General features: G+C 57.8%; 27 protein-coding genes. 12 read left to right on the top strand and 15 right to left on the bottom strand.

The window, feature by feature from the left end; translation table 11 throughout:
• The 3 genes from PKC81_RS10290 to PKC81_RS10300 form a co-directional block, all read right to left on the bottom strand.
• Positions 1-829: NADP-dependent isocitrate dehydrogenase (locus PKC81_RS10290; RefSeq protein WP_324335748.1), on the bottom strand; the 829-nt coding region annotated here is incomplete at its 3' end.
• A 123-nt stretch (positions 830-952) separates the two neighbouring features.
• Complete coding sequence (locus tag PKC81_RS10295) at positions 953-2,683, bottom strand: amidohydrolase family protein (protein ID WP_324335749.1); 1,731 nt, start codon at positions 2,681-2,683, stop codon at positions 953-955.
• 22 nt (positions 2,684-2,705) lie between these two features.
• Positions 2,706-3,356 carry a GntR family transcriptional regulator gene (locus PKC81_RS10300; RefSeq protein ID WP_324335751.1) on the bottom strand — a complete coding sequence of 217 codons (651 nt, stop codon included), beginning with the start codon at positions 3,354-3,356 and terminating at the stop codon, positions 2,706-2,708.
• 120 nt (positions 3,357-3,476) lie between these two features.
• On the opposite strand from PKC81_RS10300, the gene PKC81_RS10305 reads away from it, so the two are divergent.
• From PKC81_RS10305 to rmuC, 3 genes are read left to right on the top strand one after another with little or no spacing between them, the layout of a single operon-like run.
• Positions 3,477-4,211, top strand: coding sequence for a phosphatidylserine decarboxylase (locus PKC81_RS10305; protein ID WP_324335753.1), 735 nt, complete (start codon positions 3,477-3,479; stop codon positions 4,209-4,211).
• A gap of 31 nt (positions 4,212-4,242) precedes the next feature.
• Entirely contained in the window at positions 4,243-5,010 is a 768-nt protein-coding gene (locus PKC81_RS10310; protein WP_324335755.1) for a phosphatidylcholine/phosphatidylserine synthase, read from the top strand.
• Between the two features lie 54 nt (positions 5,011-5,064).
• Positions 5,065-6,393, top strand: a complete 1,329-nt coding sequence (rmuC, locus tag PKC81_RS10315) for a DNA recombination protein RmuC (protein WP_324335757.1) — start codon at positions 5,065-5,067, stop codon at positions 6,391-6,393.
• 6 nt (positions 6,394-6,399) lie between these two features.
• Here rmuC and PKC81_RS10320 read toward each other — a convergent pair whose 3' ends face one another.
• The 7 genes from PKC81_RS10320 to PKC81_RS10350 are packed head-to-tail and all read right to left on the bottom strand — an operon-like array spanning position 6,400 to position 11,602.
• A complete protein-coding gene (locus tag PKC81_RS10320; RefSeq protein WP_324335759.1) occupies positions 6,400-7,203 on the bottom strand; it encodes an RNA methyltransferase in 804 nt (267 codons plus the stop codon).
• Positions 7,204-7,207: 4 nt separating this feature from the next.
• Positions 7,208-7,486, bottom strand: coding sequence for an HPr family phosphocarrier protein (locus PKC81_RS10325; protein WP_324335761.1), 279 nt, complete (start codon positions 7,484-7,486; stop codon positions 7,208-7,210).
• Positions 7,483-7,887, bottom strand: coding sequence for a PTS sugar transporter subunit IIA (locus PKC81_RS10330; RefSeq protein WP_298599784.1), 405 nt, complete (start codon positions 7,885-7,887; stop codon positions 7,483-7,485). Before PKC81_RS10330 ends, PKC81_RS10325 begins: the two co-directional genes overlap by 4 nt.
• Positions 7,888-7,931: 44 nt before the next feature.
• Positions 7,932-8,867: an RNase adapter RapZ gene (rapZ, locus tag PKC81_RS10335; protein ID WP_324335765.1), complete on the bottom strand. Its 936-nt coding sequence runs from the start codon at positions 8,865-8,867 to the stop codon at positions 7,932-7,934.
• Positions 8,864-9,343 (bottom strand): aldolase, encoded by a 480-nt coding sequence (locus PKC81_RS10340; protein ID WP_324335767.1) that lies wholly within the window; start codon positions 9,341-9,343, stop codon positions 8,864-8,866. Before PKC81_RS10340 ends, rapZ begins: the two co-directional genes overlap by 4 nt.
• Positions 9,340-10,926, bottom strand: coding sequence for an ATP-binding protein (locus PKC81_RS10345; protein ID WP_324335769.1), 1,587 nt, complete (start codon positions 10,924-10,926; stop codon positions 9,340-9,342). The genes PKC81_RS10340 and PKC81_RS10345 overlap by 4 nt, the downstream gene beginning before the upstream one ends.
• A complete protein-coding gene (locus tag PKC81_RS10350) occupies positions 10,895-11,602 on the bottom strand; it encodes a response regulator transcription factor (RefSeq protein ID WP_324335771.1) in 708 nt (235 codons plus the stop codon). Before PKC81_RS10350 ends, PKC81_RS10345 begins: the two co-directional genes overlap by 32 nt.
• Before the next feature lie 158 nt (positions 11,603-11,760).
• Between PKC81_RS10350 and PKC81_RS10355 the strand changes: the two genes are divergently transcribed.
• Positions 11,761-13,392, top strand: coding sequence for a phosphoenolpyruvate carboxykinase (locus PKC81_RS10355; protein ID WP_324335773.1), 1,632 nt, complete (start codon positions 11,761-11,763; stop codon positions 13,390-13,392).
• A 39-nt stretch (positions 13,393-13,431) separates the two neighbouring features.
• On the top strand, positions 13,432-13,881 hold the full coding sequence (locus tag PKC81_RS10360) for a hypothetical protein (protein WP_324335775.1): 450 nt from the start codon (positions 13,432-13,434) through the stop codon (positions 13,879-13,881).
• A 48-nt stretch (positions 13,882-13,929) separates the two neighbouring features.
• On the opposite strand, the gene PKC81_RS10365 is transcribed toward PKC81_RS10360, so the two are convergent.
• A complete protein-coding gene (locus PKC81_RS10365) occupies positions 13,930-14,307 on the bottom strand; it encodes a DUF3597 domain-containing protein (protein ID WP_324335777.1) in 378 nt (125 codons plus the stop codon).
• Positions 14,308-14,485: 178 nt separating this feature from the next.
• On the opposite strand from PKC81_RS10365, the gene PKC81_RS10370 reads away from it, so the two are divergent.
• Entirely contained in the window at positions 14,486-15,127 is a 642-nt protein-coding gene (locus PKC81_RS10370) for a DUF937 domain-containing protein (protein WP_324335779.1), read from the top strand.
• A 1-nt stretch (position 15,128) separates the two neighbouring features.
• Here the strand turns inward: PKC81_RS10370 and PKC81_RS10375 are convergent, their stop codons facing one another.
• Both PKC81_RS10375 and PKC81_RS10380 read right to left on the bottom strand, forming a co-directional pair.
• Positions 15,129-15,578 carry an NfeD family protein gene (locus PKC81_RS10375; RefSeq protein ID WP_324335781.1) on the bottom strand — a complete coding sequence of 150 codons (450 nt, stop codon included), beginning with the start codon at positions 15,576-15,578 and terminating at the stop codon, positions 15,129-15,131.
• Position 15,579: 1 nt separating this feature from the next.
• A complete protein-coding gene (locus PKC81_RS10380; protein WP_324335783.1) occupies positions 15,580-16,497 on the bottom strand; it encodes an SPFH domain-containing protein in 918 nt (305 codons plus the stop codon).
• Between the two features lie 81 nt (positions 16,498-16,578).
• Between PKC81_RS10380 and PKC81_RS10385 the strand changes: the two genes are divergently transcribed.
• The 6 genes from PKC81_RS10385 to PKC81_RS10410 are packed head-to-tail and all read left to right on the top strand — an operon-like array spanning position 16,579 to position 22,452.
• Positions 16,579-17,409 carry a CoA ester lyase gene (locus tag PKC81_RS10385; protein ID WP_324335785.1) on the top strand — a complete coding sequence of 277 codons (831 nt, stop codon included), beginning with the start codon at positions 16,579-16,581 and terminating at the stop codon, positions 17,407-17,409.
• Positions 17,410-17,422: 13 nt separating this feature from the next.
• Positions 17,423-18,919 (top strand): M28 family peptidase, encoded by a 1,497-nt coding sequence (locus PKC81_RS10390; protein WP_324335787.1) that lies wholly within the window; start codon positions 17,423-17,425, stop codon positions 18,917-18,919.
• A gap of 60 nt (positions 18,920-18,979) precedes the next feature.
• The gene (gene guaB / locus PKC81_RS10395) at positions 18,980-20,446 is read left to right on the top strand and encodes an IMP dehydrogenase (RefSeq protein ID WP_324335789.1); all 1,467 of its coding nucleotides are present in this window, start codon (positions 18,980-18,982) and stop codon (positions 20,444-20,446) included.
• Positions 20,447-20,455: 9 nt separating this feature from the next.
• Positions 20,456-20,722 (top strand): hypothetical protein, encoded by a 267-nt coding sequence (locus PKC81_RS10400; protein ID WP_324335791.1) that lies wholly within the window; start codon positions 20,456-20,458, stop codon positions 20,720-20,722.
• On the top strand, positions 20,719-21,900 hold the full coding sequence (locus PKC81_RS10405) for an RsmB/NOP family class I SAM-dependent RNA methyltransferase (protein WP_324335793.1): 1,182 nt from the start codon (positions 20,719-20,721) through the stop codon (positions 21,898-21,900). The genes PKC81_RS10400 and PKC81_RS10405 overlap by 4 nt, the downstream gene beginning before the upstream one ends.
• Before the next feature lie 39 nt (positions 21,901-21,939).
• Positions 21,940-22,452 carry a tetratricopeptide repeat protein gene (locus tag PKC81_RS10410; RefSeq protein ID WP_324335795.1) on the top strand — a complete coding sequence of 171 codons (513 nt, stop codon included), beginning with the start codon at positions 21,940-21,942 and terminating at the stop codon, positions 22,450-22,452.
• Between the two features lie 118 nt (positions 22,453-22,570).
• Here the strand turns inward: PKC81_RS10410 and PKC81_RS10415 are convergent, their stop codons facing one another.
• A complete protein-coding gene (locus PKC81_RS10415; protein WP_298604514.1) occupies positions 22,571-23,047 on the bottom strand; it encodes an RNA pyrophosphohydrolase in 477 nt (158 codons plus the stop codon).
• Positions 23,048-23,057: 10 nt separating this feature from the next.
• Positions 23,058-24,011, bottom strand: a complete 954-nt coding sequence (locus PKC81_RS10420) for an alpha/beta hydrolase (protein WP_324335798.1) — start codon at positions 24,009-24,011, stop codon at positions 23,058-23,060.
• Positions 24,012-24,070: the final 59 nt, after the last annotated feature.

Raw genomic sequence — 24,070 nt, forward strand, 5'->3', positions numbered from 1 at the left:
ACTGGACGTCGCCATCATAATTTTTGCAAGCCCAGACGAACTTGCCGCTCCACTTAAGCGCAGATGCCACCATGTCGTCGATCAGGCGGTGTTCGTAAACAATACCCGCGGCGGCGAATTTTTCCTTGAAGCCTTCGGTTTCAAAGATTTCCTGGAACAGATCCTTGAAGCGGCCGTCATAGGCCTTGAGGATGGTGTTCTTCGTCGAAAGATACACCGGCCAACCAAGGTTGAGGCCATAGTTGAGCGAGGCGCGCGCGAAGTCGCGGATCGAGTCATCGAGGTTGTACATCGCCATTGCGACGCCGCTGCTCGGGAATTTGAAGACTTCGAGGTCCAGTTTTTCGCCATCATCGCCGTCAAAGACGAGACGCAGCGTGCCCGGACCGGGGATGAGCGTGTCGGTTGCGCGATATTGATCGCCAAAGGCATGGCGACCGACAACAATAGGATCGGTCCAGCCAGGGATCAGGCGGGGGACGTTTTCGATCACGATCGGTTCGCGGAATACGACGCCGCCTAAGATGTTGCGGATGGTGCCATTGGGCGACTTCCACATTTTCTTGAGGTTGAATTCCTCGACACGGGCTTCGTCGGGCGTGATCGTCGCACATTTGACGCCGACGCCATATTGCTTGATCGCATTCGCCGCATCGACGGTGATTTTGTCGTCGGTCGCATCGCGGGCTTCGACGCCCAGATCATAATATTTCAGGTCGATGTCGAGATAGGGCAGTATCAGGCGTTCGCGGATCCATTCCCAGATGATCCGGGTCATTTCGTCGCCATCGAGTTCGACGACGGGGTTTTTCACCTTGATTTTTGCCATGACGAAGCTGCTTTCCTTTGGGGATTCTCTTTTGTTTGCGCCTGCGCCATAGCAAAGTTTGACGACCAATCAACTGCCTGTGCGGCAGGCGATTGGCCACCAAACTAAAGCATCAGCCGATGTTCAGGCGGCAAGCTCCATCGCGGTGCGGCGAACGAGCCTTCCGGGCAGTTCGCCAGTGGGCTCACCATTGCGATAAGTGACCTTTCCGTTGACGATCGTCGCGGTGATGCCATCGACCTTTTGCAGCATCCGCTTGCCGCCAGCCGGAAGGTCATAGACGATTTCCGGAACTCGCAGTTGCAAGGCGTCGAAATCAATCACATTGAGATCGGCCTTCATTCCCGGCGCAATCAGCCCGCGGTCGGTCAAACCGACGGTCGCTGCCGTTTTCGAGGTCAACTCGGCGACTGCCAGCGGCAAATCGATGCGCTCATTTTCGGCGGCATCGCGTGCCCAGCGTTGCAGATAATAGGTCGGGAAGCTGGAATCGCAGATCAGGCCGTAATGCGCACCGCCATCGGCAAGCGCCATGACGGTATCCGGATGGCCAAGCATTTCACGTACGGCGGAAAGATTGCCCTCCGTGTAATTGGCCGCAGGCAGGTAGAACATCCGACGGCCTTCGTCCTGCAGCAGCCTGTCATAAGCAAATTCCTCGACGCTTTGCCCTGCTGCCTGCGCGCGCGCTTCCATGCTATTGGCGCGATTGGGTTCGTAGTTCGGACGACCATCTTCCCATTCATTCGTGGCGCGGAAGGCGTTGATCAGCGTAAGCGTCACGGGATTGCTGTCTTCGGGGGTTTCAGACAGCAACTGCGCGCGGAATTCCGGATCGCGCATTTTCGCAACCCGCTCCGCCAGCGGCAGTCCCGCGATGCTCTTATAGCTTGGGTGCGAGCTGAACGGATGCAGGCTGAGGTCAAGGCCGTAGAACATACCTACCGGCCGAGGCGCAACCTGACCGCGCATCTGCAGGCCGTCCTGCCGGGCCTTCTCCAGCCCGCGCAGCATTGACCGCCAGCCGGCGCCGGGTTGGCCGGGAACGTCGAGCAATGTGAACGAAACCGGGCGCTTGCCATGCTCGGCCAGTCCACGCAGCAGCGCAAACTCTTCCTCCGCATCGTTTGCGGGGGCAGGGATCATCTGGAAAACGCCTGCCTTGGCTTCGACCAGCCCGTCCATCAGCGCGCAAAGCTCGTCAAATTCGGAATAAAGGCTGGGGGCAAGCTCGCCGGCGCGTGTCCGGTGCATTATGTTGCGTGATGTGGTTACGCCAAAAGCACCTGCCTCGATCGCTTCCTTCACCAATGCCCGCATTTGCGCCAGATCGTCTGCTGTCGGAGGTTCATGCCTTGCGGCGCGTTCGCCCATCACGAAGATGCGCACCGCCGAATGTGGAACTTGGGTTGCCACATCAACATCCAATTCGCGTTGTTCCAGCGCGTTCAAATAATCGGGGAAGGTCTCCCAGTTCCAGGGCAGGCCATCGACCATCACGACTTCTGGAATATCCTCGACGCCTTCCATCAGCTTGACCAGCATGTCGCGCTGGTGCGGGCGACATGGCGCAAAGCCGACGCCGCAATTCCCCATAAGCACGGTGGTGACGCCATGATTCGATGATGGCGCCATGCGGTTTTCCCAAGTCGCCTGACCGTCAAAATGGGTGTGGATGTCGACAAAGCCGGGCGTGACCAGCTTGCCGCCTGCGTCAATCTCGTTTGCGGCATCACCATCGACTGTGCCGACTGCCACAATCTTTCCATCGCGGACGCCTACATCACCTGAAAAAGCTGGCTTGCCGCTGCCGTCCACTATCAGGCCGTTCCGAATGATAAGATCATAGTCCATGGCTTTTCCTCTCTCCGTATTTCTATATCTGTTGCAGGAATTCGCGGATCCGGCGGACATATGTCCGGCTCATTTCCTCCGCGGTTTCTGAATTTCCGGCCAGCACAGTCCGCCCAATCTCAGCCAATTCGTGCGCATGGCCTGATTTGAATGCGGCAAAACCGAATTGGGCGCGCATCACATGGACACGGACCTGTTCCATGATCCGGCTCAATTCCGGGTTGCCGGCAATGTGTGACAGCGCGGCAAATAAATGACGGCGCGCGCGCATATAGTCGGCCGGGTTGTCGGATTGTGCCGAGACGAGAAGTTCTTCGATTGCGCCCGACAGACGCGATGCATCGCAGCCGGCAGCGATGCGTCGGGCAGCGCTGCGTGACACCAACCCGAAGAGAAGCTCAGTCAGTTCAAGCGTCATCACCGCTTGTTCGCGCGTTACGTGAATGATGTGCGCGCCGCGGTTAGGCTCTAGCGCGACAACACCATAAGCGTTCAGATGGTGCAGTGCTTCGCGAATAATCTGCCTGCCAACACCGAAACGAAGGCACAAATCGGCTTCGACCATGCGTTGGCCCGGGGCAAATTCGCCTGCTTCGAGCGCTTCGATTACCGTGCGGGCAATTTCTGCCGCTGAAGGCTTGGTCGAATTTGGGTTTAGCGATGTGGATTGCATGGATGGAATGCTGGCGGGCGCATCGGGCATTGTCAACAGATTGTCGACAATCTTGCGCCGGACGCTGGTACGCAGCTAACAGTTGTAACATCGCGCCTCTCGCCCTAGAAGGCGCGCACAATGACAAAGCAAGAACTGACAAACCGGGGCACCGGGGTCGCAAAATGGTCTTTTCCCCCGGTTCATCCCGAAGGGCGCAAATTCGGTCTCATCGCTGCGACGGTGACGGCGATCTTTGCCTTCATGGCATGGGAAACGCTCGCCTGGCCGATGGCTGGCATCACCATCTGGACTCTGGCTTTCTTCCGTGATCCCGCCCGCGCAACGCCGATTGATGATCGTTTCATCGTTTCGCCCGCCGATGGTCTTGTGACGCTGATTGAAAAGGTGTTGCCGCCGCCGGAACTCGCCGGTCCGGCAGGGCTGGGCGATCAGCCGATGACGCGCGTCTCGATTTTCATGAGCGTGTTCGATGTGCACGTTAATCGCACGCCGATAAGGGGCACGATCAAGCGCGTTGCCTATATTGCGGGCAAATTCCTCAACGCCGATCTGGATAAGGCGAGCGAAGAGAATGAGCGCCAGCATTTTCTGATCGAACGCCCCGACGGTGTGCGCATTGGTTTCACGCAGATTGCAGGTCTTGTCGCCCGTCGCATCGTTGCCTTTGTGAAGGAAGGCGATGTCGTTGCCGCGGGACAGCGTGTGGGTCTGATCCGCTTTGGCAGTCGGGTTGACGTCTATCTGCCCCACGGAACCGCGCCGCGAATCATCAAAGGCCAACGCTGCATCGCCGGTGAAACGATCCTCGCCGAAATCGGCGTTGATCAGGATCTACGCGCAATCGCCCATTGACAGGCGAAAGTCGGCAGACGACATCAGCATCATGACCGATAGCAATCCTCGCCCGGGAATATCGTTGCGCGCCCTCGCGCCAAATGCGGTGACAGCCATGGCATTGTGCACGGGCCTGTCGGGCGTCTGGTTTGCCATGCAAGGTATCTGGGATGCTGCCCTGCTGTCCGTGGTTGTCGCTGGCGTATTGGATGCAATGGATGGCCGCATTGCCCGCATGCTGAAGGGCGAAAGCCGCTTCGGTGCGGAACTGGACTCACTATCCGACGTCATAGCCTTTGGGGCGACTCCCTCGTTGATCATCTATAGCTGGGCGTTGCAGCATATGCCGCGTTTCGGCTGGACGATTTGCCTGTTCTTTGTGCTGTGTGCAGCGCTTCGGCTGGCGCGGTTCAACGCGCGGATCGACGCCGATGATCAGCCGCACAAATCCGCCGGATTCAATACCGGTGTGCCTTCGCCTGCTGGCGCAGGGTTGGCTCTGCTACCACTTACAATCTGGCTCGAAACTGGTGCCGAATGGGCGCGTGACTATCGGCTCATTGGGCCGTGGATGCTGCTCTGCGCGGCCTTGATGATTTCAAATGTAGCAACCTTCAGCTGGTCGTCGATTCGTATCCGCCGTTCCTTCCGCTTTCTGGCGCTGGCAGGTGTGGGGCTGTTTGCCGCGGCTTTGATTTCAGCGCCCTGGGTTGCGTTGATTGCGGCAAGTCTGGTCTATGCAGGGCTGATCCCACTGAGCGTAGTCAGTTACGCCAAAGTGAAGCGAACGCGCGGGGCTGCAGCGCAAAGCGCTTGACGCGCCGCGGCTACGGCCTATGTTCCATATTCGTTCCTTTTGTTGGAGCTTGATTTGGAACCGTTGATTGTCATTTTCGTAGTCGTCGCTGCTCTGCTCGCAGGGCTTGGCCTTGGCTGGCTCATGGGCGGTAAAGCGGCGCGTGCAGGTACGGAAACGACCTTGCAATTGCGGGCCATGCTCGACGAAGTAGTGGTTGAACGCGATGCGGCCAAGGATCGGCTGGCAAGGCTCGAAACCTCGCTCGAGGAACGCGAACGCGGGTTTGACGAGCAGTTGAAGGCGCTGTCTGAAGCCAAAGATTTGCTCTCTTCCCAATTCGGCGAAATCGGGCAGAAGCTGCTCGGCGAAGCGCAGCAGGCCTTTTTGCAACGCGCCGACGAGCGTTTCCATCAGGCGGGCGAGAAGAATGAAGAGCGTTTGAAGCAATTGCTCGCGCCGGTCGGGGAGCGATTGAAGGCCTATGAGGAGCAGGTCGGCAAGATCGAGAAGGAGCGTACCGAGGCCTATGGCGCTCTTACCGGCCTGATCGATCAGATGCGGGCAGGGCAGGAGCGGGTACAGAGCGAGGCTGCGCGCTTGGTCAATTCGCTGCGCAACGCCCCCAAGGCGCGCGGGCGCTGGGGTGAGCAGCAGCTTAAAAATGTCCTCGAAAGCTGTGGCCTTTCAGAGCATGTCGATTTTGTAACCGAGGCGAGTGTGACATTTGAGGATGGGCGTTTGCGACCAGATGCCATCATAAGCATCCCCGGCGGACGTAGTCTGGTTATCGACGCCAAGGTTTCGTTGAACGACTATCAGGATGGCTTCAACGCCGATGACGATGACGCGCGGCAAATCGCGATGTCGCGGCATACCGCCTCAATGAAGAATCATATCGAAGGGCTGGCGCGCAAAGCCTATTGGGACCAGTTCGACGACGCGCCCGATTATGTGATCATGTTCGTGCCCGGCGAGCATTTCCTCGCCGCTGCACTCGAACATGATCCGACACTGTGGGATCATGCCTTTGAAAAGCGGGTATTGCTGGCGACGCCCACCAATCTGGTGGCGATTGCGCGCACTGTCGCAAGTGTATGGCGACAGGAAGGGCTGGCGCGCGAGGCCAAGCAGATTGGTGCGCTGGGCAAGGAAATGTATGACAGGATTGCCGTTGCTGCAGGGCATTTGAAATCGGTTGGTTCCGGCCTGTCTTCAGCCGTCAACAACTATAATAAATTTGTCGGCAGTTTTGAACGCAATGTGATGAGCACAGGCCGCAAATTTGCCGAGCTCAATATCGAAACCGGAAAGCGCGACCTTGAGGATGTGCCGGAAATCGAGGCATTGCCTCGCTATGGTAGCGAGGCCGAGCAGGGATCGATCGCGTCGAACGAAAAGTGAGGCGGTTCAGCCGCGCCTAAACTGGTTCAGCACCTCATAGGCCATCACCGCAGTCGCCACCGCAGCATTCAAGCTATCCGCCTTGCCCAGCATTGGCATCTTGACGAGCAGGTCGCACTCGGCTTCGTAACTCTCCGGCAGACCCTGCGCTTCATTGCCGGTCAGGATGAAGCAAGGCGCAGCGTAGCGGCCTTCCTGATAGTCGATATCGGTCTGCAAGCTGGTGCCCACCAATTGCCCGGTACCGCTGCGCAACCAGGGCAGGAATTCCTCCCAGCGGCACTGCACCAGCTTCTGGGTAAAAATCGCCCCCATGCTTGCGCGCACGGCTTCGACGGAGAAGGGATCTGTGCAGTCGTCGAGCAGGATCAGTCCGCCAGCCCCAACCGCATCACCCGTCCGCAGCATCGTGCCCAAATTGCCCGGATCACGCATCGCCTGCGCCACCAGCCAGATCTGCGCGTTGTTCCGGTCGAGCGATTCGAGCGGCGTCGCGGTTTCCCGAAACACGCCGATGACGGTCTGTGGGTTATCCTTACCCGACAGCTTGGAAAGAATATCGGCGCTCGTTTCAATCACATCGCCGCCTGCCGCCAGTACTTCGCCCTCAAGCGCGATTTCAAGGCTATGGGCATCGCGATCAGTGCAGCGGAACAGCATTTCGGGCAGGAATCCCGCCTCGCGTGCTTCTGTCAAAATGCGAAGCCCTTCCGCCAGGAACAGCCCTTCGCGTTTGCGATGTTTCTTTTCGCGCAGTGATCTTACCCGCTTGATCAGCGGATTGGAAAATCCGGTAATTTCCCGGCGCATCGGATCAATCTTCGCCGAAGCCGTCGGTGACCAGGCCGGCGAGTTTTTCCAGTGCCATATCCGATCCGTCACCCTCTACGTGCAAGGTGATTTCGCTGCCCTTTGCGGCACCCAGCATCATCAGGCCCATGATCGAGGTTCCGGTCACTAACTGCCCGTCCTTTTCAACTTGAACCTTGAGTCCTTCTGGTAAGCGACTGACAAAAGTAACAAATTTAGCGCTCGCACGCGCATGAAGGCCTTTTTGGTTGACGATGGTGAGTGTGCGGCTGACCCGGCTCACCTGGATGCCTCCAGCAACTCGGAGGCCACGCTGATATATTTTCGCCCTGCATCGCGCGCTGCCAGTACCGCATCCGAAACGCTCATATTCTTGCGCGCACTTTCAAGGCGGATCAGCATGGGCAGGTTGACGCCCGCGATGACCTCGACCTTGCCGACTTCGAGCAAGGAGATAGCGAGGTTGGAAGGTGTGCCGCCAAACAGGTCGGACAGGATGATGACCCCGTCGCCACTGTCGACCTCATTGATCGCCTGCGATATCTCCCTGCGACGCGATTCCATATCGTCGCGCGGGCCGATGCAGATGGTGGCTATTTGTTTCTGCGGGCCAACGACATGCTCCATCGCGACGACAAATTCGCTCGCCAATGTCCCGTGGGTCACCAAAACCAGTCCGATCATGCGAATCCCGCTACCATATCCCTGATTGAAACCCCAATTGTCTTTCAGTCATTATACATGGGGCGCGCCTGATTACCTTGCCATTCGAGCGCGTCAACTGGCCTTGAATGCAGATTGCGATGTTTTACGCTGGGCGAATAGCCATCCTCGCGCAGCAACCGGGCGAATTTTTCGGTTACGAATACCGATCGATGGCGCCCACCGGTGCAACCAAAGGCGATGGTGACATATGCTTTGCCCTGTGCGTCATAGAGCGGCAGCAGGTAACGGAGCAGATCCGCGATACGATCAAACGCGCCCTGGAAAGCCGCGTCGGAAGCCACATAGTCGCCAACGGCTTGGTCAAGCCCCGTCATCGGACGCAATTCGGAATCCCAATGCGGATTCTTTAAGAATCGTAGATCGAAAATCAGGTCGGCATTTGGCGGCACACCGCGGGAAAACCCGAAGCTGACCAGCGACACCGTCATCTTGCCGTCGGGCAGCCGGAAACGGTTACGGATTTCGGCCTGTAGATCGCTTGCGGTCATTCGGCTAGTATCGATAACGAGGTCTGACCAATCGCGCAGTGGCTCCATCAAAGCCCGTTCCTGGGCAATTCCATCAATCGCCGGCCTATCCTGCGCCAATGGATGCCGCCGCCGCGTTTCGGCATAACGCCGTTCGATTTCGGCACCCGCGCAATCGAGGAACAGCGTCATGATTTCTATGTCGGTACGTTGCTGGAGCAGCTTGATTTCCGCAATAAGCTTGGCGGGTTCGAACCCGCGCGTGCGACTGTCGAATCCTATGGCTAGCGGCATTCCAGCTTCAATCTGGGCTTCGGCAGGTGGAAGGTCGAGCAGCGATTTGGCTAAACGAATCGGAAAATTGTCGACCGCCTCCCAGCCCAGATCCTCCAGCGTGTTCAAAACGGTGGATTTGCCGGCGCCCGAAAGACCGGTGACCAGCATGATCTTGTTCGTGCCGCTTCTGTTCATGCTGTCCCCCGATTGTAACCTGATGTTTCCAATCGCATCGGACGCTGCCCCGCGTCAACCAAGCGGCGAAGGAGCAGTTCGACTTTGAGCGGTGCCGATGTCTCGAAAGGTGCTAAAGCGGAGGAAGGAACGGACCAACCCGCCAATTCGATCCGATCATTGTCAAATGGAAGGCGTTCGGGGAGGCTATCGAGTCTTAGTGCCATGGCGAGCGGCGCACTCGGTATATGATCACATTCGCAAATTCCCACGCCACGCACTTCGATTTTTCCCGAAATGCCTGACTTGGCGTGAACTTCAGGGCCATCAGCGCCTTCCACAATGTCGCAATAGTCGTCTGAAACCAAAACCGCGCCGCGATCAATCAGGCGAATTGCCAGATCCGATTTTCCACTTCCCGAAGCACCCATCAGCAGAATAGCCTGACCATTGATCGCGACCGCAGTCGCGTGGATCAAGGTTGCTGAGTTCCTCATTGCGCCGGTTCGACCGGCTGCGGCACGGGCAGACTGATACGGAAACAAGCGCCCTGCAAGCCATCGTCACGATCATCGACGCTGATGCTGCCATGATGGCCTTCGATAATCGTTCTCGCAATGGCAAGACCGAGGCCGCTATGCTTGCCAAAGCCCTCGCTTTCAGGACGGGCGCTATGGAAACGGCGGAACACGGTTTCGCGTTCATTTGGTGGAATACCGGGGCCCTGGTCGCTGATGCGAACAATAACTTCGTCATCGCTTCGCGTTGCCGAAATTTCGACTACACCGTCGGGCGGCGAGAAAGAGACAGCATTATCGAGCAGATTTGTAAGCACTCGTTCGATCCGGATATCCTCACCCATGATTACGGTTATGCCCTTGCGCGGGCGAGCAAAAGCTATGCGGACGGTGCCGTCGGCGCCACGGCTTTCGCGTGTTTCCAGCAATTGCTCGATCATGTCGCTCATGTCGATTGGCTCGAAATTGGCTTTGGCAAGTTGTGCGTCGATCCGGCTGGCATCGGAAATGTCGCTGATCAACCGGTCCATCCGTTGTACATCAGCATGCGCAACCGCCATCAATTGCGCGCGAAGCTCCGGCTTTTCGACATTGTCGATGCCATCGAGCGCAGAACGCAGGGAGGCGAGGGGGTTTTTGATTTCATGAGCTACGTCTGCCGCAAAGGCCTCGGTCGCATCGATGCGCTGACGCAATGCGCTGCTCATATCCGACAAAGCCCGGGCAAGCATGCCGATTTCATCCCGTCGTGAGGGCATGCGGGGTATGGTTACATCGGGTGATCGGCCGAGCCTAACGCGGACAGCGGCACGGGCGAGATATTGCAGGGGCCTTACGATGGTTCGGGCAAGAAACAGCGAGAGCAAGATTGAAATAGCCAATACTGCCAACATGAATATGCCGATGCTGAACCTTTCGGCCCGCACAAGTGCGCGAACATCACGCGGGTTGCCGGTTGTCAGTATCCGTGTTTGACCATCTGGCAACAGCGTAGCTGCGGTCACGACATGAGTCAGATCAGGAGCGAAGCGAACAAGCGATGTGCTCTGGTTGACTTTAATCCCAGCCAATTCGGGCCAAGCTGAACCGACGTCGTTAGAGGGCTCGCGATACTGTTCAAGATTTGGTGCTAGGACGATAAAATCGAATCCCCGGTCCATCCAACGGGCAGCCGTCTTGCGCCAGGGCTCTTTTGCCGGATCGATAAGCTGAAAGGTCGGCCCAGTCCTAGAATTGCTATCATAAGTTTTGGCGCCATCTGCCCCATAAAGCCGCACGCGCAGTTTTTCGGTCCTGGCGAAATTGGCGAGCGTTGCGGCATCTGCTTCGTCAGACATTGCTGCCAGACTTGTTGCCAACAATTTGACTTGCGTTTCTGCCGCCGCTTGCCGTTCTGCAACCAGCCGGGTCCGATAGCTGTCGAGGAAGAAAAGCCCGCTTGCCATCAAAGCGAGTGCAAAAAGGTTTACCGCCAATATGCGCGATGTGAGCGACAATTTGCGGCTCCAGCGCAGCTGGAAACGATCTGTATCAGGCGTCTGCAAAACGGTATCCAGCGCCATAAAGAGTATCGATGGCGGAAAATTCGGGGTCAATTTCCCGGAACTTGCGACGGAGCCGCTTTATATGGCTATCGATCGTACGATCATCCACATAGATATCGTCTTGATAGGCGATATCCATTAACTGACTGCGTGTGCGCACTACGCCTGGTCTGGTAGCCAGTGCCTCCAATATCATGAATTCGGTGACGGTCAGGGTAACTGGTTTGCCTTTCCACTTAACGTGGTGGCGTGCGGGATCCATTTCCAGGTCGCCGCGCAGCAGCGGCTCGGGTTCGTCTCGGTTTTCCTCTTCAATGGGACGGCTTCGAACAGCAGTCCGACGCAGTATCGCTTTAACTCTGGCGACCAACAAACGCTGCGAGAAAGGCTTGGTGATATAATCGTCCGCTCCCATTGCCAAACCGAGCGCTTCATCCAGTTCTTCGTCCTTCGAAGTGAGGAAAATGACCGGCATATCGGTTTTTTCACGCAGGCGACGCAGCAATTCGAGCCCGTCCATTCGAGGCATCTTGATGTCAAAAATGCCAAGGTCGGCTGGGTTTTCGATCAGGGCTTTCAGCGCGGCCTCGCCATCGGGGTAGAGGCGCGTGACATAGCCTTCCGCCTGCATGGCGATTGAGACTGAGGTCAGTATGTTGCGGTCGTCGTCGACAAGGGCAATAGTTGCGGACATCGTCGCGCTTATAAGAAGGCAAAACTGAACCTTCAATGCCAAGCGGAAAAGCCAATGTTGCAGGGTGTGACAAATTTCTTTGGGTAAATTTGCGCCGCCGATGGTTTGACGAAAAGTCAGTGGTAGGTTAGGGGCCGCTGCATTCCCCGTGCATACCTATGCACAGACCTCGCATAAAGGAAGCCATCGTGTCCGTATCGCCGAACTTCTCGCTTGAAAAACAAGGCATTGTAACTCCTGCCAAGATTTTCTGGAATCTCGGAACGGCGCATCTGGTCGAATCGGCACTGGCCAATGGCGAGGGGCAGTTGGCGAAAGACGGCCCATTGGTCGTGCAAACGGGCAAACACACCGGCCGCTCTGCATCGGACAAATTCATTGTCCGTGATGCCACAACCGAAAACAGCATCCATTGGGGTAAGACCAATGTCGCAATGGACCCTGCGCATTTCGCCGCGCTGAAGGAAGATTTTATTGCAGCGCTGGCTGCCAAGGAAAAGTTGTACGTCGCCGACCTGTTCGGCGGCTCGCAGCCTGAATATCGCGTCAATGTGCGTGTGATCAACGAACTGGCTTGGCACAATCTGTTCATCCGCACGCTTCTCGTGCGTCCCGATGCGGACGAACTGGCCGATCTGGTACCCGAATATACGATCATTGACTTGCCCAGCTTCCGCGCCGACCCGGTCCGCCATGGTTGCCGCAGCGAGACCGTGATTGCGGTCAACTTCACCGAAAAACTGATCCTGATCGGCGGCACGGCCTATGCAGGTGAAATGAAGAAGTCGGTATTCGGCATCCTCAATTATCTGCTGCCCGAGCAAGGCGTGATGCCGATGCACTGCTCGGCCAATATCGGGCCCAACGGCGATACCGCTGTCTTTTTCGGTCTTTCGGGTACCGGCAAGACCACACTTTCGGCCGATGCCAGCCGCACGCTGATCGGTGACGATGAACATGGCTGGTCAGATACCGCAGTCTTCAATTTTGAAGGCGGCTGCTATGCAAAGATGATCAACCTCTCGCCCGAAGCAGAGCCTGAAATTTTCGCCACGACGAAGCGCTTTGGCACCGTGCTCGAAAATGTTGTCATGAACACTGAAACCCGCGAGATCGATTTCAACGATAACAGCCTCGCGGAAAACAGCCGCGGTTCCTATCCGATCGATTTCATCCCCAATGCGTCGAAAGACAATTTGGGGCCGGTTCCGAAGAATATCATCATGCTGACGGCTGATGCCTATGGCGTGCTGCCCCCGATCGCGCGTTTGACGCCTGATCAGGCGATGTACCACTTCCTCTCCGGCTACACTGCACGCGTTGCGGGCACCGAAATCGGCGTGACTGAGCCAACCGCAACCTTCTCGACCTGCTTTGGCGCTCCTTTCATGCCGCGTCACCCCAGCGTCTATGGCAATTTGCTGAAAGAGCGCATCGCCAAGGGCGGTGTTACCTGCTGGCTGGTCAACACCGGATGGACGGGTGGCAAGGCCACTGATCGGGGCATCAAGCGCATGCCGATCAAGGCTACGCGCGCTTTGCTTAACGCGGCGCTCGATGGCAGCTTGAACGATGCCGAGTTCCGCAAGGATCCGAATTTCGGCTTCGAATTCCCGATCGCGGTGCCTGGCGTCGACAGCAAAATCCTTGATCCGCGCGAAGCATGGTCAGACAAGGCGGCTTATGACGCTACAGCTCAGAAATTGGTACAGGCTTTCATCGACAATTTTGAACAGTTTGAACAACATGTCGATGCTGGCGTAAGGGAGGCGGCGCCAAAGGCCGCATAAGCCGTTCGGTCTTTCCGGGCGCACAAAGAAAGTCCGGAAATGGCCGATTTCGAAGTTCGCACATTTGATGATGAAGCGGCCATTCGCCGGGTAGGTGAGGGGCTGCTCGCGTGCAATTTACCGCGCGCGGAATGGACGCACGAGGCGCATCTTGCCGCCTGCCTGTGGCTGCTGCGCGAACGCAGCGATATCAGGCTCGAGCAGCAACTACCTGATATCATCCGCAGCTATAATGAAAGCGTAGGCGGGGTGAATGACGATGCCCAAGGCTATCATGAAACGCTGACGCAATTCTACATTTCGACGGTCAAAGCGCACAACGCCGAACAGGCCGAGCTTGACCTGCTGGATTCGGTCAATCTGCTGTTGCGGAGCATGAGGGGTAAGCGCGACTGGCCGTTGCGCTTTTACAGCAAGGACGTGCTGTTTTCGATCCGCGCACGACGAGAGCTGGTACCGCCCGATTTACTCGATACCCCGCACATATGAAAAAGGCGCCGCAGCGGGCGCCCTTTTCATTCTACAGTGAACAATAGCTCAGTCGAGCATGTCGGCAGGCACTTTGCCGCCATTGGCTGCGAGTTCGCGCAACACGGCTTTGTGCAGCCAGATGTTCATTTCGGCGCTGCCTTCGAGTTCGCAGGTATAGCCCAGTTCCATCGCCAGATCCTTGCGCTCCTGCAGCGAGCTTTCCATGCCGAGCATCTTCATCAGGTCGACAATCGAGCTGCGCCAGTTGAGGTTGCGGCCGTCATTGGCGTCAATTTCTTCGAGATGGGCAATGACATCGACTTCGCTGATTGCGACAGGGGCGGCTTCGACCGGCGCAGCAACAACGGGCGCTTCAGGCGCAGGTGTAGCGGCGACTGCCTTCTTGCCGAAAATGGCGTCCTTGATCTTGCCGAAAATGCTCATCGTTAAATCCTTCCTTCAAAGTCGGTTCTGGATTGCACCACGATATGTCGATTCTGCGAAAATAGGGAGCATAAACCGAAACTAAATTGTAAAATGGCGACCGAGTGCAGGATTTCGCTACCGCTTTTCGATTTCTGCTGCGACATTGCACTCAGGTTACAGTTCAGGAGAGTGCGACATGGACATGATGGAAATTCTGAAACAGTCGGGCGCGATAGGTTCGATTGCACAGCAATTAGGCGTTAATGAACAGATCGCCCAGACCGGGGCAGAGGCCTTGCTGCCTGCTATCCTTGGCGGATTCAAGAAGACAGCTCAGGCGCAGCCCAGCGGGCTTGAAGGGCTTGGCGGCATACTCGGCCAGCTCGGCGGGGGCGGATTACTCGACAGTGTGCTTTCGCCCGAGCCGACACCGATCGAAAAGGGTAATGACGTACTTGGGCAGATATTTGGTTCCAAAGATGTCAGCCGATCGGTTGCCGGACATGCATCGCAGCAGACCGGCATTGATTCGACTTTACTGAAACAAATGCTGCCGATGCTTGCAATGATTGTTGCTGGTTACATGGCCAAGCAGGCTGGTGGCGAGCAAGGCGGCGGACTCGGTGGACTGATCGGCAGCGTATTGGGCGGCGGTCAGTCGTCCGGAGGCGGTGGCCTTGGCGGGATGCTCGGCAATGTCCTTGGCGGAGCTCTGGGCGGCGGTCAGCAAGCGGCGCCTGCGGGCGGCCTTGGCGGGCTCGGCTCGCTGCTCGATCTGGACGGCGACGGCAACCCGCTTGATGACATTATCGGCATGGCCGGGAAAATGGCACGCTAAGTCAGACTACCGGTTCCACTTTCAGCACGGCGCCTTCTGCACCGGTGACGCGCACCTTCGCGCCCGCCGGTGCATCCGCGCCCCGTGCATTCCACTCACTGTCGCCGACTTTCACCCGGCCACGACCGTCAGCAATCGCCTCGATCACTGTCACTACTTCGCCGGTCAGTCTGGCACCGCGATCGTTGAGGGCGGGGTCTTCGGACTGGATGGGATTGTCTTTCAGGAAGCGCTTTCCGGCATAGACGGTCAGCACCGAAATTACCGCGAACAGCGCGACCTGCAGAGGTATCGAAATCGGCAGCACCCAGGCGATCAGGCCGACGATGATCGCGGCGACGCCGAGCCACATCAGGAAAAATCCGGGCGCGAGCATCTCTACCACGCCAAGCGCGACGCCCACCGACAGCCAGAACCAGTGCGGTTCCAATGATGCGAGCCATTCTGTCATCTCACTTGCCCTTTTCACTTGCCAGCGCGTCCTTGGCGAGTTCGCCAATGCCGCCCAGCGTGCCGATCAACTGTGTAGCCTCAACCGGGAACAATATGGTTTTTGCATTGGGTGAGGTGGCAAACTGGCTGATCGCGTCGGTATATTTTTGCGCGATGAAGTAGTTGAGAGCTTGTGTGCCCGATGAGGCAATCGCGTCTGATACCATTGTGGTCGCCTTTGCCTCAGCCTCTGCCTCACGCTCGCGCGCTTCGGCATCGCGGAAGGCGGCTTCGCGGCGTCCTTCAGCTTGCAGGATCGCGCCCTGCTTTTCGCCTTCGGCGCGCAGGATTTCCGCAGCACGCAGGCCTTCGGCCTCCAATATTTGTGCGCGCTTCTCACGCTCTGCCTTCATCTGGCGGGCCATGGCGTTGGAAATGTCGGCTGGCGGGCGGATGTCCTTTACTTCTACGCGGGTGATCTTCACGCCCCACGGGCTGGTCGCATGATCGACCACGCCGAGCAGGCGGCCGTTGATATCGTCGCGTTTGGAGAGTGTCTCGTCGAGGTCCATCGAGCCCATCACCGTGCGCAGGTTGGTAGTGGTGATCTGCATGATCGCGACATAAAGGTCGGAAACTTCATAGGCGGCCTTGGCGGCATCGAGCACCTGGAAGAAGACGACGGCGTCGACGCCGACCATCGCATTATCCTTGGTGATGATTTCCTGCCCCGGAATATCGAGCACCTGTTCCATCATGTTTATCTTGCGCCCGACGCGATCGACGAACGGTACGATGAAGTTGAACCCAGGATGCGCGGCATGGGTAAAGCGGCCGAAGCGTTCGACCGTATAGACATGGCCCTGCCGCACGACGGTGATCCCCATCATCAGGAATATCACTGCCAGCACCAGCAAAACGATTACAAAGGTTTCCATGTCCTACCTCCTGTTTGACTGTGGGCAATCTCCCAAATATGCGATGACTTGCCAAGTGAAATCGGATGGGAGTGCTGCACTATGACATTGGTCGAAAAGCTGAAATTGGTGCGCACCGCGCTTTATGTGCCTGCGATCAATGCCCGCGCGCTGGAAAAGGCGAGGGGGCTGGATGTCGATATGCTGATTATCGATCTGGAGGATTCGGTGCCCGCCGAAAACAAGGCCGAAGCGCGTGCCGCAGCCGTGGAGGAAGTTGCGAAGGGCTTTCCGGGCAAGCTGGTGGCGATCCGGCTCAACGGGTTGGACAGTGTCGAACTGGCTGCGGACATATCGGCGGCGGAAATGTCGCTGGCGGACTGTTTCGTGCTGCCTAAGGTGGAGGCGGCAGCAGCACTTGATCCAGTGGTGGCGCGCTTGCCCAATCCGGTGCTTGCGATGATTGAGGGGCCGTTGGGTCTGTACAATGCACGCGAGATTGCGGCGCATAAGGCGGTTGCGGGCTTGATCGCTGGCGTCAACGATATCTGCGCCGATACGGGCATCCGCCCCGGCCCGAACCGCGAAGGGCTGGAACTGGCACTGCAGATGATTGTCCTCGCGGGCGCGGCAGCGGGGAAGCCAGCCTTTGACGGGGTCAACAACAAGCTCGACGATATGAGCGGACTCGAGGTCGAATGCGCGCAGGGGCGCTGTTATGGCTTTACCGGAAAGACACTGATCCATCCCAATCAGGTGGCGATAGCAAATGCCGCCTTCGGGCCAAGTGCGGCGGAAATTGCTGAAGCGGAGGAACTGATTGCGGCCTCCACCGGCGGCGCGCAGCGACACAAGGGCAAGATGATCGAGTCCATGCATGTCGAAGAAGCGCGCCGGACGATAGAACGTGCTCGACACGCGACAGGCAGTTAGCTTATCTGCGCATATGCGCGCACGTCTGACCCTCTCAATTTTTCTGGCCTTCGGATATATTGGATCGGCTGTTGCCAAGCCGGTCACAGAGGCTGAATTGCGCAAGCATGTAGAAATATTGGCTTCGGATGAATTCGAAGGCCGAGGTCCGGGAACCGAGGGTGAGCGCAAGACCCTCGCCTATCTGGAAAACCAATGGACAAAGGCAGGGCTCAAACCCGCCGCACGCGACGGCAGCTGGTATCAGCCGGTTGATCTTGTCCGGCGCGGGCCCAAGCAAGCCACTGTCCAGTTTTTCGCAAAGGGTGAAAAGCTGCGAATCGTCAGCGATGACATCCTTGTGGTTGGCAAGGAAGCGGAATATCGGGCGGACAGGCTGCCAGTCCTGTTCGTCGGCCATGGCGTCAATGCGCAGGGCAAAGTGGTTGCTGATGTAAAAGGCAAGCTGGCGTTCCTTCTGGCCGATGATGCCGAATTCCTGCCATCGGAAATGAAAGCTTCGCGCAACCGCCGTTTGGCATTGGTTGATGCCGGTGCTGCGGGTGTTGTTTCCATATCTGGCGAGCAGTTTGATTTTCCCCTTTATCGCAGGGCGATTTTGTCGCGCCCGATCAGCTGGGCCGCTCGTGACAAGCGCGCCGACGTCGAAGGCGTGGTCAGTCCACAATATATGGTCGCTTTGGTGACGGCCGCGGGCGGCGACTGGGACAAGCTTCGCACAGCCGCGCGGTCGACGGACTATGCTGGTCAATCGCTCGGGCTGACGGTAGACCTAAATGTGCTGAGCGATGTGGAGCCCATTCGCAGCAACAACATCATAGGCAAGTTCGCAGGTCGCAAGCCAGATAGCGGCGCGGTTGTGTTCATGGGGCATTGGGACCATTTTGGTGTGTGCAGGCCAGAAGGCGACGAAGACCGCATCTGCAACGGAGCGGTGGACAATGCGAGTGGCATAGCGGTGTTGACCGAAGTGGCCAAGCGTCTGGGTAAAGCGAAATTTGATCGGGACATCTATTTTATCGGGACGACAGCCGAGGAATATGGACTGATCGGAGCCCGTGCTTTTGCAGCCGATCCGGCCGTTGCCTTGGACCAGATCAAGGTTGTTTTGAACGTTGATACCGTCGCCATTGCGCCAAAAGGAGCCAAGGTGGCGATTATCGGACGCGGTAAAACCGATCTGGACGACGACATCGAAGCCGTAGCGCGCAAATTAAAACGCAAAATCGAACTCTCCACCGATGCGAATGCCTTCTTGCAGCGGCAGGACGGCTGGGCGCTGACCGAGAAAAATGTACCGGCGCTGATGGTGGGCGGCTCCTTTGCCGATCTGGGCAAGCTGGAAGCTTTTTTGAAGACCGACTATCATGGCCCCAATGATGAGGTCGTCGACACGCTCCAACTGGGTGGCGCTGCTGAAGATGCCGACCTGCATGTCGAGCTTGGCCGCTATTTTGCCGATACCCGCAAGTATAAGCCGAAAAAGGCCGAGAAGGGGACTGGCGAATAACCGGTCGACTGTTTACATGGGCCGCCACGACTCGACACCCAGACAAAGCAAAGTGGCACCATGAAATCCGATAAAATCCGCCTCGGCCTGACCTTCGACGATGTGCTGTTGCAGCCTTGCGCATCGGACATATTGCCCAGCCAAGCCGATACCCGCACCCGGATTACGCCCAGCATCACACTCAACATTCCGATCATGTCGTCGGCGATGGATACTGTCACCGAAGCGCGCATGGCGATTGTGATGGCGCAATTGGGCGGTATCGGCGTTCTGCACCGCAACCTGTCGATCGAGGAGCAGGCTGCGGCAGTCCGTCAGGTGAAGCGTTATGAATCGGGCATGGTGGTCAATCCGATCACGATAGCGCCCGATGCGACGCTGGCCGATGCACAACTGCTGATGGCGGAAAACCGCATTTCGGGAATCCCCGTGGTGGAAGCGAGCGGCAAGCTGGTAGGCATATTGACCAACCGAGATGTTCGCTTCGCCGAAAACCCGATGCAGCCGGTGTCCGAGTTGATGACCCGTGATAATCTGGCGACAGTGCAGGCGGGTGTTTCGCAGGAAGAGGCGCGACGCTTGTTGCACCAGCGCCGCATCGAAAAACTGCTGGTCGTCGACAATGCTTTCCATTGCGTCGGGCTGATCACCGTCAAGGATATCGAAAAGGCGGTAACCTATCCCGATGCGACCAAAGATGCGACGGGGCGCTTGCGCGTTGCGGCGGCCACCACGGTTGGCGACAAGGGCATCGAGCGTACCCGTGCGCTGGTTGACGCCGAGTGCGATGTGATCATCGTCGATACAGCGCATGGCCATAGCAAGATGGTCTCGGCTGCGGTTGCCGAAATCAAGAAAATGTCGAGCAAGGTGCAGGTAATCGCTGGCAATGTTGCGACGGCGGAGGCCACGCGTGCGTTGATCGATGCGGGTGCGGATGGCGTGAAGGTTGGCATTGGTCCGGGTTCGATCTGCACCACGCGCGTTGTTGCGGGCGTAGGCGTTCCGCAATTGACCGCCGTTATGGATTCGGCAGAGGAAGCCGCCAAGTCGGGCATACCCGTCATCGCCGATGGCGGACTGCGCACTTCGGGCGATCTGGCAAAGGCTTTGGCGGCCGGTGCATCGAGCGTGATGGTCGGTTCGTTACTCGCCGGTACCGAAGAGGCCCCCGGCGAAACTTTCCTCTATCAAGGACGTGCCTATAAGAGCTATCGCGGCATGGGATCGGTCGGCGCAATGGCGCGCGGATCGGCTGACCGCTATTTCCAGCAGGACATTAAGGATCAACTGAAGCTGGTGCCCGAGGGCATTGAGGGCCAAGTTCCTTATAAGGGGCCGGCCTCGGACGTCATCCACCAGCTCGTGGGAGGGATCAAGGCGGCGATGGGCTATACCGGCGCGGCGACGATTGCCGACCTGCAAGAACAGGCGCGCTTTGTGCAGATTACAAACGCTGGTCTGCGCGAAAGCCATGTCCATGATGTGACGATCACAAGGGAAGCCCCCAACTATCCGACGCGATAGGACTATTTGGTGGAAGAATTCATCCCCTATCTGCTGGTTGTGATTGGCTGGCATCCGGATCATCCGGGGGAGTATACCTTCCACCGGGCTCCGACTGCTTATGCAACGCTGTCGGCATGTGGGGCGGACGGCAGCGAATATGTCGCGCAGCGGGATATCTATCGCACTGAATTTGGCGGAATGCGCTTTGCCTATAAGTGCATCCGCTCTGCATCCGGCGATGAAAGCGATGCTGCCTGGCAAGCGTTGCAAGAGAAGAATGCGGAACGCAAATGACACCTGCAGCGCGGGTACAGGCCGCGATAGAGCTGCTCGATGCTATCATCGCGGCAACGCGGGATAAGGGCGCTTCTGCGGACCGGATAGCGGCCGCCTTTTTTGCTGCCCGTCGCTATGCGGGCTCAAAGGATCGCCGTGCGGTGCGTGATCTGACGTGGCGGGCCATTCGCGCTTTTGGCGAACGGCCAGACAATGGCCGTTCGGCTATGATTGCACTGGCAGATCAGGACAGCGAGCTGACCGCTTTGTTCGATGGCCTTGCCTATGGACCAGCCCCGATTGCCGCTGATGAACCACGCGCATCGGGCGGCGTTCTACCCGAATGGGTGAAACCTTTGTTCTCGACTTTGGTGACCGAAGGTGAATATCCCGCTTTGCTCGAACGGGCACTGCTCGACATTCGCGTGAACCGGTTGATTGCGGATCGCGGTGCTGTCGCAGAAAAGCTGCCCGAGGCTGCAGCCTTGCCTGAAAGTCTGGATGGGCTGCGGCTTTCGACAGGCTATGCGATCGAGAGCAGCGAGCTTTACACTTCGGGCGCGATTGAAGTGCAGGACCTTGGCAGTCAGCTGATTGCGGAAGCGTGCAAGGCGCAACCCGGAATGACCGTGCTTGATTTGTGCGCTGGGGCTGGAGGCAAAACCCTTGCGCTCGCATCGCATATGGCGGGGCAGGGACGGCTTGTCGCTGCCGACACCAACCGCGACCGGCTGCAACAATTGCTGCCCCGCGCAGCTCGCGCCAAGGCCGGATTTATCGAAACCCTGCTGCTCAATCCAAATAAAGAAATGGGCGCGCTCGGCGATTTGTTCGGTGCCTGCGATGTCGTCCTGATTGACGCGCCTTGTTCAGGCAGCGGGACATGGCGGCGCAATCCGGAAACGCGCTGGCGTTTGGACCAGCGTGATTTGCAAAGGCTTGTTTCAGAACAGGGCCGCTTGCTCGATCTGGCGTCCGGGCTGGTGAAGCCGGGCGGACATCTCGTCTATGCAGTGTGTTCGTTATTTGCCTGCGAAGGCCGGGACCAGATTGATGCCTTTTTGTTGCGGCATCCGGACTTTGAAGCGGACAATCCGGAACTTGCTGCCGGAAGGGCAGATGGCGCAGGTATCTTGCTAACCCCGGCGCATGACGGTAGCGATGGCTTCTACTTGGCGCGTTTGCACAAGCTGTGATAGCGGGGGCTACCGGTGTCTAATGTCTGGAAGCTGATTATGCGTTTTTCTCCCCCCGTCATTGCTTTGTCTGCCGTGTTTCTGATGGCGTCGAGTGCCAGCATTGGCAAAAAAGCCGATCATGATATTGATCCGGAATCGGTTGCGCTTGTCGCTGAAGGTGTGGCTGCGCAACAGGCCGGCCAATATGACAATGCGTTAGGTTGGTTCGAAACTGCGCTGGCGGTCGATCCGAGGAATCGTGCCGCTTTTGTCGGCATGGCAGAGGTTTCGGCGCAGCAAGGGCTGAAGGGCAAAGCGATTTCTTTCTACAAGAGTGCGCTCGAAATTGAGCCCAATGATGTAGCCGTGATCGCCGCGCAGGGCGAGTTGATGGCGTCCAAGGGCGCGCTGGATGCTGCGAAGAAGAATCTCGCGCGCTTGCAGATATTGTGCCGGTCTAAATGTGGGGAAAGCGATCGTTTGGCAGCGTCAATCGAAAAGGCTGGGAATAAGGATGCACTGCAGGCGAGTGCTGTAGAGATTAAGCCGACGGTAGAAAAGGCGAATTAGTGATATTCTCCCCTCCCGCTTGCGGGAGGGGTTAGGGGAGGGAGCGAGCGAAGCGAACTGAGCGCCCTATCAGGCCCACCCCCCAGCCCCTCCCGCAAGCGGGAGGGGAGAAGAACGCCTAAATCAGCGGCCCGAATTCCGCCACCACACCCTCATATATCCGCCGTTTGAAAGGCACGATCAGCTTTGGCAATTCCTGCGCCTCGGCCCATTTCCATCGCGAAAATTCGGGATGATGCGCTTCGATATTGATGTCGCTGTCCTCACCCTTGAAGCGCATCAGGAACCACCATTGCCTTTGCCCGCGCCAGCGCCCGCCCCAAATATTGCCCTGCAACTCCGGCGGCAGGTCATAGAAATACTCTTCGCGGCTGCGGGCCAGCAGGTCGACATGGTCGGGCAGAAGGCCGGTTTCCTCGCCCAGTTCGCGGAAAGCCGCGACTTCCGGATCTTCGCCATCGTCAATCCCGCCTTGTGGCATCTGCCAGGCGTCGCCGGGATTATCGATCCGCTGGCCGACAAAGACCAGCCCCGCCCGATTGGCGAGCATGATACCCGCGCAGGGGCGGTAGGGCAGGTCTTCGGTATCGCTCATACTTATGCCCTTAGGCGTCGGCCATCACTTCGGCCAGCATTGCTTTCAAGGCGGCAAGATTGCCGGCCACATCTTCCTTCGACGAGGGGATGCCTTTGCGCAAAGTTATGTGGCCGTGGATGTTGCCGTCCGCGCTGCGATGCTGGACAGGAACGCCCGCAGCCTTAAGCGCCTCGACATAGGCAAGGCCCTGATCGCGCAGTGGATCAAGGCTGGCCGTGGTCACCAGAGACGGCGGCATGCCTTCCTGCGAAAATTTAATGGGCGCACCGCGATAGTCGTTGGCGTCGGCGGCATAGGCAGCATGGAAATAATCCATCGAGTCCCGGGTCAACAAGAAACCCTCGGCAAAATCACGCATGCTTTGCCAGTCATTGCTATCGGTGACCACCGGATAGATCGGGTGCTGCACCAATACCGGCACCGCCGCTGGATTATCGCGCAGCGCCATGGTCGTGACGATGGTCAAGTTGCCACCGGCGCTGTCGCCTGAAGTAACGAGACCGGTGACTTCCAGCCCCAATTCAGCGGGGCTGCCTGCGATCCAGCGGGTCGCGGCCTCACAATCAACAGCTGCGGCAGGGAAGCGATGTTCGGGGGCAAGGCGGTAGTCGATCGAGATAACGGGCATGTCGAGCTGGCGCGCAACTTCGGCACAATAGGGTCCATAGATGTCCAGATCACCGATCACAAAACCGCCGCCGTGATAGAAAACCATGACGGGACCAGCCCTGCGGCTTTCGCGAGCATCATAGAGTCGCGCCGGAATTGCACCCGCTGGCCCTGGGATTGAAAGGTCGCGTACGACCGCCAGTTCGCCCAGCTCTTCTTCTGCCATCGCGCCCATAACAGTCATCATTCCGCGCGCTTCCGTAGCGGAAAGTTCGTGCATCTTCGGGCCGGGCTGGCTGTTCAACATATCGAGAAGCGCCTGCACATCGGGACGCACAAAATGGTTGCTCATAGTCTCTCTCCTGTCCTCATTTGCAAAAGGCATAACCCGAACCTCTGGGCGCGTCCATG

Source organism: Sphingorhabdus sp. (assembly GCF_035329025.1).
In the GTDB taxonomy this organism is placed as follows: domain Bacteria; phylum Pseudomonadota; class Alphaproteobacteria; order Sphingomonadales; family Sphingomonadaceae; genus Sphingorhabdus_B.